Annotated in this window: 9 protein-coding genes; 4 read left to right on the top strand and 5 right to left on the bottom strand. The window is 73.8% G+C overall.

Going from position 1 to position 8,130, the window contains the following annotated elements; translation table 11 throughout:
- The first annotated feature begins 29 nt into the window (after positions 1-29).
- The 3 genes from AB0M83_RS35845 to AB0M83_RS35855 all read left to right on the top strand — a co-directional run bounded on the left by AB0M83_RS35845 (position 30) and on the right by AB0M83_RS35855 (position 2,735).
- The gene (locus AB0M83_RS35845) at positions 30-1,535 is read left to right on the top strand and encodes a GAF domain-containing protein (protein WP_364524048.1); all 1,506 of its coding nucleotides are present in this window, start codon (positions 30-32) and stop codon (positions 1,533-1,535) included.
- Positions 1,532-2,191, top strand: coding sequence for a response regulator transcription factor (locus AB0M83_RS35850; RefSeq protein ID WP_364524032.1), 660 nt, complete (start codon positions 1,532-1,534; stop codon positions 2,189-2,191). The genes AB0M83_RS35845 and AB0M83_RS35850 overlap by 4 nt, the downstream gene beginning before the upstream one ends.
- Positions 2,192-2,300: 109 nt before the next feature.
- Positions 2,301-2,735 carry a hypothetical protein gene (locus AB0M83_RS35855; protein ID WP_364524034.1) on the top strand — a complete coding sequence of 145 codons (435 nt, stop codon included), beginning with the start codon at positions 2,301-2,303 and terminating at the stop codon, positions 2,733-2,735.
- Between the two features lie 100 nt (positions 2,736-2,835).
- Here AB0M83_RS35855 and AB0M83_RS35860 read toward each other — a convergent pair whose 3' ends face one another.
- Both AB0M83_RS35860 and folE read right to left on the bottom strand, forming a co-directional pair.
- Positions 2,836-4,041 carry an FAD-dependent oxidoreductase gene (locus AB0M83_RS35860; protein WP_364524036.1) on the bottom strand — a complete coding sequence of 402 codons (1,206 nt, stop codon included), beginning with the start codon at positions 4,039-4,041 and terminating at the stop codon, positions 2,836-2,838.
- Positions 4,041-4,592 (bottom strand): GTP cyclohydrolase I FolE, encoded by a 552-nt coding sequence (gene folE / locus AB0M83_RS35865; RefSeq protein ID WP_364524050.1) that lies wholly within the window; start codon positions 4,590-4,592, stop codon positions 4,041-4,043. Before folE ends, AB0M83_RS35860 begins: the two co-directional genes overlap by 1 nt.
- Positions 4,593-4,747: 155 nt before the next feature.
- On the opposite strand from folE, the gene AB0M83_RS35870 reads away from it, so the two are divergent.
- Complete coding sequence (locus AB0M83_RS35870; protein ID WP_364524038.1) at positions 4,748-5,404, top strand: helix-turn-helix domain-containing protein; 657 nt, start codon at positions 4,748-4,750, stop codon at positions 5,402-5,404.
- Positions 5,405-5,406: 2 nt separating this feature from the next.
- On the opposite strand, the gene AB0M83_RS35875 is transcribed toward AB0M83_RS35870, so the two are convergent.
- The 3 genes from AB0M83_RS35875 to AB0M83_RS35885 are packed head-to-tail and all read right to left on the bottom strand — an operon-like array spanning position 5,407 to position 7,894.
- On the bottom strand, positions 5,407-6,417 hold the full coding sequence (locus tag AB0M83_RS35875; RefSeq protein WP_364524040.1) for a D-cysteine desulfhydrase family protein: 1,011 nt from the start codon (positions 6,415-6,417) through the stop codon (positions 5,407-5,409).
- A gap of 11 nt (positions 6,418-6,428) precedes the next feature.
- Complete coding sequence (locus AB0M83_RS35880; protein WP_364524042.1) at positions 6,429-7,157, bottom strand: sulfite exporter TauE/SafE family protein; 729 nt, start codon at positions 7,155-7,157, stop codon at positions 6,429-6,431.
- Entirely contained in the window at positions 7,151-7,894 is a 744-nt protein-coding gene (locus tag AB0M83_RS35885; RefSeq protein ID WP_364524044.1) for an FCD domain-containing protein, read from the bottom strand. The genes AB0M83_RS35880 and AB0M83_RS35885 overlap by 7 nt, the downstream gene beginning before the upstream one ends.
- Positions 7,895-8,130: the final 236 nt, after the last annotated feature.

The raw sequence follows: 8,130 nt of genomic DNA on the forward strand, positions 1-8,130 counted from the left end.
GTCGGCGGGAAGTGGCGGACGAAATCGGCATGCCGGCGATCCTGGCCGCGGTGGCCGGGATCGCGCGTGAGCTGGAGGTGCCGGCGGTACTGGCCGCCGGGGTCACGGCGGTGTGCGAACTGGTCGGCGCCCGGCACGGCCGCGTCGAGCTGACCGGTCCCGAAGGCGCCGTCGCCGAGTACGGCCGGGCCGCCGGCAACGGGGTGGTCGAGCTGCCGATGCGGGCCGGGCCGGAGACGATCGGCCGGTTCGAGGTCGAGCCCGCTCCCGGTCGCGAGTTCGGCCGCCGCGAGCGGGAGGTGCTGGGTGCGCTCGTCGCCGCGACCGCGATGGCCGTCGACAAGGCCGTGCTCGTCGACGGGATGCGCCGCCGCGAACGCTGGCTGCAAGCGTCCTACGACGTCACGCGGGCGCTGCTCGGCGCCCAGGACCTGCGCGCCACCCTGCGGTTGATCGCCGAACGCGCTCGCGTGGTGGCCGGCGGCACCGGGGGCGCGATCGCGCTGCCGGCCGGTCCGGGACAGCTGGTCTTCGACGTCGTCGAGCCGCCGGGGGAGGACGCCGACCGGCTCGCCGGGCTGACCGTCCCGACCGAAGGCACCGCCACCGGGATGGCGTTCACCACCCGCCGTCCGGTCGTCGTGCGCGACTACGGCGACCACGTGCAGGAGGAACAGCGAGACCGCGCCGGGCCGATGCCGGCGATGATCAAGGACCTGGACTCGGCGATCTCGGTACCGCTGCTCGTCGGCGACGAGACGCTGGGCGTGCTGGTCGTCGCGAAGTTCCGGGACAAGACGCCGTTCACCGAAGCCGAGGTCCAGATGGCCGAGACCTTCGCCGGGCACGCAGCGCTCGCCGTCGAGTTCTCCCGGGCGCAGGAGGCGCGCCAGCAGCTGGCGGTGTTCGAGGACCGCGACCGGATCGCCCGCGACCTGCACGACCTGGTGATCCAGCGGCTGTTCGCGACGGGGCTCGGGCTGGAGGGCGTCAGCCGGCTGATCGCCGATCCGGCCGTCGGCGGGCGCGTCGCCGGCTTCGCCCAGGACCTCGACGGCACGATCCGCGAGATCCGCAACAGCATCTTTTCGCTGCAGGCGCCCGCGCAGGCGCAGGGAAGCCTGCGCGCCGAACTGCTGCGAGTCGCCGTCGACGCGCGGGACACGCTGGGCTTCGAGCCGCGAGTCGGCTTCGACGGGCCGCTCGACGCGGCGGTGCCGGACGCCGTCCGGTCCGACCTGATCGCGTCGCTGCGCGAGGCGCTGACGAACGTGGCGCGCCACGCCGGGGCGACGTCGTCCTCGGTCGAGGTCACCGTGGACGGGGCCGGCCGGCGGCTGAGCCTCCTCGTGCGCGACGACGGGACCGGCCCGCCGCCGGAACGCGAGCGCGTCAGCGGGCTCGTCAACCTGGCCGCCCGCGCGGCCCGGTGGGGCGGGACCTGCGAGCTGGTGGCCGCCGAGGGCGGCGGCTCCCGGCTGGAATGGACCGTGGAGCTGCCGGCCCGGGCCGGCGAGCAGGGGAGTGGACGATGACGATCTCGGTGTTCCTGCTGGACGACCACGAGCTGGTCCGCACCGGCCTGAAGACCGTCTTCGAGTCCGAAGAGGACATCGAGGTGGTCGGCGAGGCGGGGACGGTGGCGGAGGCGCTGGTCCGGATCCCGCAGGCCCGCCCGGACGTCGCGATCCTCGACGTCCGGCTGCCGGACGGCCAGGGTGTCGAGGTGTGCCGCGAAATCCGCTCGACCGTCGAGCCGGCGCCGGCCTGCCTGATGCTCACGTCCTATTCGGACGACGACGCGCTCTTCGGCGCGATCATGGCGGGCGCGGCCGGGTACATGCTCAAGCAGGTGTCCGGCCGGTCGCTGGTCGACGCGGTCCGCACGGTCGCCGTCGGCGGCTCGCTGCTGGACGCCACGCTGACCGCGTCGGTGATGAACAAGCTGCGCGGCGAGGACGTCGCGGCCCCGGACCCCCGGTACGAGCAGCTCAGCCCGCAGGAGCGGCGGGTGCTGGACCTGGTCGCCGAAGGCCTGACCAACCGGCAGATCGCGGAGCGGCTGTTCCTGGCGGAGAAGACCGTGAAGAACTACGTGTCGTCGGTGCTGCACAAGCTCGGGGTCGAGCGGCGCACCTCGGCGGCGGTGTACGTGTCGCAGCGACGCGCCGACGGCGGCCGTTCGACCTGATCACGCGCCCACTCGGCGGAAACCCGTGCGGCATCCGACGTATCTGGTCCCCCATGCGATACACCTGTCGGGTGACGCACGAGCTGTCGTGCGCGGCAGAGGGGACAGCATGTCGGGGTTGTCGAGCGGGGACTACGTCACGCAGCAGATCAAGGCGCTGGCCAGAGCCGTGCGCCGGGAAGGTGCCGGCGGCCTCGGCACGCACAGCTTCCAGCTGGCCGAGCACCTGGCGGCGGAAGGGGGCATCCACCGCGGCGACATCCTGACGGCGACGGCGACGCTCCTGGCGATGACGGCGTGGTGCGACGGCGAGGCGGACGCGGCCTGCCGGTTCGCGGAACTGGCCGGCGAGCACGACGAGGACTCGCGGGAACTGGTGACCCACCTGCTGCGGCTGGAAGCCGGGGCGGACCAGGGGTGGCTGCCGCAGGAGCAGGTGGAGGCGCTGCTGGAGTACGCGCGCCGCGCCCGCCGGGGCGACTTGGCGCTGCGGGTGCGGGCAATCGCCGGGGCACGCGGCGGACGGCACCGCCGGGACAACTGACGGCCGGTCCCGATCGGACGGCTCTTCGACGATGCAGTGAATGACTCATTCCTGGCGCCGGACGCCAGGAATGAGTCATTCACTGCATCAGCCGGCGCGGCTAGCTCGTGAGGGGACGCGCGGGGTCCGCCAGCGCGTCCGGGTCCACCGTCCGTCCACCGCGGATCAGCTCGCGGACCGCGTCGAGGCCTTCGTCCCACCGGTTGACGTGCAGCCCGGCGACCACCCGGCCGCCCGCCAGCCAGAACGCGTGGAACGCCTCGTCGTCGCCGCGCTTCACCACGCGGTCGTAGCCGCCGGGCGGGAACCAGCCCGTGAACTCCATGCCCATGTCGTACTGGTCCGAGAAGAAGTACGGCAGCTCGTCGTGGACCACTTCGTGGCCGAGCATCGACCGCGCCGCCGCCGGGCCGCCGTTCGTCGCCGCCGCCCAGTGCTCGACGCGGATGCGGCGGTCGTAGCCCGGGTGCCACGCGCTCGCGACGTCGCCCGCCGCGAACACGTCCGGGTCCTCCGTGCGCAGGGCCGCGTCCACGCAGACGCCGTCGTCGACGGCCAGGCCCGCGTCCGACGCCAGCTGGGTCTCCGGCCGGGCGCCGATCCCGACGACGACCACGTCGGCCGGGATGTCGCCCGCGTCCGTCGTCACCGCCGTGACCGCGGTGTCGCCGGCGAAGCCCGTGACACCGGTGCCGAGCCGCAGGTCGACGCCGTGCCGGCGGTGCAGGTTCGCGAAGTACTCGCCCAGTTCCGGCCCGAGCGTCGTGTGCAGCGGGGAGGGAGCGGGCTCGACGATCGTCACCTCGCAGCCGTAGGTCCGCGCCGCCGCCGCGGTTTCCAGGCCGATCCAGCCCGCGCCCGCCACGACGACCCGGCCGCCTGAAGCCAGCGCCTCGCGCAGCCGGTCCGCGTGCGCGAGCCGGCGCAGGTAGTGGACGCCCTTCAGGTCGTTGCCGGGCACCCGCAGCCGCCGCGGCGACGCCCCGGTCGCCAGCAGCAGCTTCGTGTAGCCGAGGCGTTCGCCGCCGGCCAGCTCGATCTCGTGGGCGGCGCGGTCCAGCGCCGTGACGCGCCGGCCGGTCAGCACCTCGATGTCCTGCTCGGCGTACCACTTCTCGTCGTGGACGAAGACCGACGCCCGGTCGTCCTGGCCGAGCAGGTAGCCTTTTGACAGCGGCGGCCGTTCGTACGGCAGGTCCGGCTCCGCGCCGACGAGGACGACGCGGCCGGTGAACCCTTCCGCGCGCAGTGTTTCCGCGGCCTTCGCGCCGGTGAGCCCGCCGCCGACGACGACGTGGGTGTCCATCAGGAGATCACACCGGTCAGCGCGAAGAACTCCTGCCGCGACTTGGGTTCCTCGCGCAGCACCCCGTGCAGGGCCGACGTCACGGTGAGCGCGCCGGTCGCCCGCACCCCGCGCAGCGACATGCACAGGTGCTCGGCTTCGATGACGACGCCGACTCCCTTCGGCGCCAGGTGCTCCTGCAGCCAGTCCGCGACCTGCTTGGTCAGCCGTTCCTGCACCTGCAGGTCGCGCGCGAACAGCTCGACGACGCGGGCGAGCTTCGACAGGCCGAGGATCCGCTCGCCGGGGAGGTAGCCGACGTGCGCGACACCGCGGAAGGGGAGCAGGTGGTGCTCGCACAGCGACTGCACCGGGATGCTCTTCGCCAGCACCAGCTCGTCGTAGCCCTCGTCGTTCGGGAACGTCGTCAGCTTGAAGTCGCGCGGGCGCAGCATTTCCGCGTAGGCGTTGGCGACCCGCCGCGGCGTGTCGCCCAGGTGCTCGGACGACGGGTCCTTGCCCAGGGCACGCAGCAGGTCGGCGACCGCGCGCTCCGCCGCGCGCAGGTCCATGGTGTCGCGGTCGTGGACGACACCCAGGTGCCGCAGCGGCACCGGGTCGCGGACGGGATCGACGGTCACGGAGGCCTCCTTCTAAAACCAAGTCGAGCCGACGTTAGAAGCCCGCGCGGGTTTTCGTCAACGATTATTTGTTTTAGAGTGCGGAGATGCACAAGTCCCAGGCCGGTGCGCTGGCCGCGGTCGCGGCCCTCGACGAGCCGACGCGCCGGCGGCTGTACGAGTACGTCGTCCGGCGCCCGGCGCCGGTGAGCCGCGACGACGTCGCCTCGGCCCTCGGCGTGCCCCGCGCGACCGTCGCCTTCCACCTGGACCGCCTGGTGGAGGAGCAGCTCCTGGTGGTCGAGTACGAGCGCCGCAGCGGCCGCACCGGGCCGGGCGCGGGCCGCCCGGCCAAGCTCTACCGCCGGTCCGACCGGCAGGTGAGCGTCTCGGTGCCCGAGCGGCACTACGAGCTGGCCGGCGGGCTGCTCGCGTCGGCGATCGAGGAAGCCGACGAGACCGGCGGCTCGGCGCGCGAGATTCTGGGCCGCCGCGCCCGCGACCACGGGGCCGAGGTGGCCGCCGGTGCGCCGGACATCGTCGCCGCGCTCGAGGAGCACGGGTTCGAACCGCGCGTCGAGGGCGACGGGGTGCTGCTCGGCAACTGCCCGTTCCAGCGGCTGGCCCGCACGCACACCCGGCTGGTCTGCGAAATGAACCTCGGGCTGGTCGAAGGGCTGGTCGACGGTGTGGGCGAGGGCCGGCTGCGTGCCCGGCTGGACCCGCAACCCGGGTTCTGCTGCGTGCGCCTCGCGCCCGCTTGAGCTCAGCCGCGCCGGGCCAGGTGCGCGGCCAGCGCGTCGTGGTAGGCGAACAGCGCGGGGACGCCGCCGCTGTGCAGCACCACGACGCGGTGCCCGGCGGTCCAGCGCCCGGCCGCGTGGTGGGAAAGGAACCCGGCGAAGGTCTTCCCGCTGTAGACCGGGTCGAGCAGGACGCCTTCGGTGCGGGCCAGCAGCAGGATCGCGTCGAGGCACTCCTCGGTCGGGTCGCCGTACTCGCGCCCGACGAACTCGTCGTGGAGCTCGACCTCCGGCGGCTCGCCGCCGAGCCCGAGCAGCCGGGTCAGCTCGGCCCACCAGTGGCGGTACCCAGCCTGGCAGCCGGTGCGGTCCTCGTTGACGCTGATGCCGATGATCGGGCAGCCGAACCCCTGGTCCCGCAAAGCGAGCGTCAGGGCGGTGAAGATCCCGCCGGTGCCGAACGGCAGGTAGACGGCGTCGGGCCGGTCGCCGGATTCCCGCAGCTGCGCGGCGAGCTCCAGCCCGGCCCGCACGTAGCCGAGGCAGCTGTGCGGCGTGGTGCCGCTGATCGGCACGGCGTGCGGCCGGCGCCCCGCCGCGCGCAGCTCGTCGCACACCGCGCGGACGTGCTCGCCGAGGGCCCAGTGGTCCTCGACGTCGACCACCCGGACGTCGGCGCCGAGCAGCCGCACGGTGAGGAGGTTGCCCTGGAACTCGTCGTAGGCGTCCCGGCTGAGCACGACCGTGCAGTCCATCCCGAGCCGGCGCGCGGCCGCGGTGGTGAGGCGGGCGTGGTTGCTCTGCATCGACCCGCACGTGACGACGACGTCCGCGTCCGCCTGGCGGGCCCGCGCCAGTTCGTACTCGAGCTTGCGGGGTTTGTCGCCGCCGAGGGCGAGGCCGGTGAGGTCGTCGCGCTTGAGGAGGACGCGGGGGCCGAGCCGCTCGCCGAGCCGGGCGAGGACGTCGAGCGGCGTGGGGGTGAGGGCGAGGTCTTCGCGGGGGAACCGCTCGAGCCGGGCGGCCAGGTCCATGTCTTTCCCTTCTAGCGCGGGAGGAACGGGAGGACGAAGAGGAAGGCGCCGAAGCCGACGAGGGCGCCCGAGGCGACGCGGTGGAGGTGGCGCCCGCGCAGTTTCCGGGCCAGTCGCGTGCCGAGCAGGGTGCCGGCGCCGGCCAGCACGCCCAGGACGCTGCCGAGTCCGAAGTGGACGGAGCCCTGCGCCGCGTAGCCCAGCGTCGCGAAGCCGACGAGCGGGAGCTGGATCAGCTGCCCGGCCGCGATCGTCGTCAACGCCGGCACGCCGAGGGCCAGCAGCACGGGGACGAGCAGCACCGGCCCGCCCGTGCCGGTCAGCGCCGAGCCGAACCCGACGGCCGCCCCGACCGCGACGGCGGCGGGCGCGGGCAGTTCGCGTGCTTCGCGGGGCCGTGCCCAGAGGTTGAAGGCGCCGGAGCCGGCGGTCACGGTGGCCAGGAACAGCCAGAGGACGGTCGCCGGGACGACGCTGTTCACCAGCGCGCCGGCTGCCGCGGCGGGTGCCGCGCCGAGGGTGAGCCAGCCGCCGAAGCGCCACGGCATCGCCTGGTGGCGCGCGTAGGCGACGGTGCCGACGATGCCGGTGAACAGGAAGCACAAGCTGCTGGTGCCCGCCGCCGCGTGGATGTCGAGCCCGGCGAGCCAGGTCAGCGCAGGCGGCAGGAGGACGCCGCCGATGCCGATCGCCCCGATGAAGACGCCGACCGGCACCGCCAGCAGCAGGACGGCTAACACGGGCCGAAGTGCTCGCGAAGCCGGTGCAGCCGCCGAAGCTGCGACGGGGGAACGGCGGCGCAGCCGGCGGCATTGTCCACAGCGGACAGCAGGTGCCGTCGCGAGACGGCGGCCGCGGCCGGGCCGTCGCCCCGGGCGAGCGCGGCGACGATCTCGCGGTGGTCGTCGGTCCACCGGCTCTTGGTGTCCGATACCCACGCCGTCGCCTGCGTTTCCCGCCAGACCGGCCCGGAGGCCCGTTCGAGCAGGGTGGCGACCTGCTCGCGCAGGTCCGGGTTCCGGCAGACCCCGGCGATCGCGGCGTGCAGCCGGTGGTCGGTGTCGGCGGGGATCGCGTCGCCGCCGGTGACCAGGGCCATCCCGGCGACGGCCTCGTGCGCCAGGTCGAGCGCGGCGGGATCCGGATCGGCGGCGGCGAGGGTCAGCACGGCCGGTTCGAGGACCAGCCGCGCTTCGAGGAGGTCGACGACCTCTTCGAAGGTCCGCGCGGCGCGGACGTGCCGGGCGGCCCCGGGGACCGGCGACCTCCCGAGCACGACGGTGCCGCGCCGGCGCCGCGCTTCGACGTAGCCGGCGAACTGGAGCGCGCTGAGGGCTTCGCGCACCGACGGCCGGCTGACCTCGAACTCGCGGGCGAGTTCCAGTTCGGTGGGCAGGATGGTGCCGACGGGCCAGCGCCCGTCGTCGACGCGAGCTCGCATCTCGACGGCGATCCGGAGTCCGGCGGTGGTCTCCATGCCGCCGACGGTAGCATGATATGTCAGACATATCAGCTCATGGTGTCGGACTTGTCGCTGCGCTGGTGCCGTGCTGTTGGCCGGTTGCCAGCGCCCCAATGCCACATTGGGTGCGTCAGACGCACCCAATGTGGCTTTGGGTGCGGGTGACGCACCCAAAGCCACAGTGGGGCGCGGACCGGGCGCCCACAAACGGAACCCGGCCGGCGGCCCCAGGCAGGCGAAACCGGCACGGG

Origin of the sequence: Amycolatopsis sp. NPDC051106 (genome assembly GCF_040682775.1) — a bacterium.
Taxonomy (GTDB): Bacteria; Actinomycetota; Actinomycetes; order Mycobacteriales; family Pseudonocardiaceae; genus Amycolatopsis.

Excerpts from the sequence above, each read along its gene's own strand:
- AB0M83_RS35870 (WP_364524038.1), top strand. The coding sequence starts at position 4,748 with ATGCACAAGTCCCAGGCCGGTGCGCTGGCCGCGGTCGCGGCCCTCGAC.
- folE (WP_364524050.1), bottom strand. The coding sequence starts at position 4,592 with ATGGACCTGCGCGCGGCGGAGCGCGCGGTCGCCGACCTGCTGCGTGCC.
- AB0M83_RS35860 (WP_364524036.1), bottom strand. The coding sequence starts at position 4,041 with ATGGACACCCACGTCGTCGTCGGCGGCGGGCTCACCGGCGCGAAGGCC.
- AB0M83_RS35875 (WP_364524040.1), bottom strand. The coding sequence starts at position 6,417 with ATGGACCTGGCCGCCCGGCTCGAGCGGTTCCCCCGCGAAGACCTCGCC.
- AB0M83_RS35850 (WP_364524032.1), top strand. The coding sequence starts at position 1,532 with ATGACGATCTCGGTGTTCCTGCTGGACGACCACGAGCTGGTCCGCACC.
- AB0M83_RS35845 (WP_364524048.1), top strand. The coding sequence starts at position 30 with ATGCCGGCGATCCTGGCCGCGGTGGCCGGGATCGCGCGTGAGCTGGAG.
- AB0M83_RS35855 (WP_364524034.1), top strand. The coding sequence starts at position 2,301 with ATGTCGGGGTTGTCGAGCGGGGACTACGTCACGCAGCAGATCAAGGCG.
- AB0M83_RS35885 (WP_364524044.1), bottom strand. The coding sequence starts at position 7,894 with ATGGAGACCACCGCCGGACTCCGGATCGCCGTCGAGATGCGAGCTCGC.